This window comes from Mesorhizobium sp. M1A.T.Ca.IN.004.03.1.1, from assembly GCF_003997555.1.
Classification (GTDB): domain Bacteria; phylum Pseudomonadota; class Alphaproteobacteria; order Rhizobiales; family Rhizobiaceae; genus Mesorhizobium.
This window is the reverse complement of record NZ_RZTV01001072.1, coordinates 1-237: the sequence shown is the minus strand read 5'-3', so window position 1 is coordinate 237 and position 237 is coordinate 1. Positions and strand designations below refer to the sequence as shown.

1 pseudogene is annotated in these 237 nt (G+C 61.6%); it reads right to left on the bottom strand.

The features are described from left to right. Positions 1-72: 72 nt before the first annotated feature. Positions 73-237, bottom strand: a pseudogene (locus EOD29_RS34960) (glycosyltransferase family 2 protein); the annotation flags it as partial.

Genomic DNA, 237 nt, shown 5'->3' with positions numbered 1-237 from the left:
CGACGGCAATCTTCAGCGGTGCGGCGCCTGCTTCTGTGCCGACGGATGAATGCGGAAAAGTCTCTTGCTGATTCATGACTGTCCTCTCCGCAGCATATTTCCCAAACGCTTGCGCGCCGCCATCAAGGCCACTTCGGTCGCGGCAGCATCGCCGAACGGACCGCCGGCCACTGTGTTGCGAGCTTCGCTCGGGAGCTTCAGAAGCGATGTCGTTTCGGCAATTCCGCCGGCCACGAG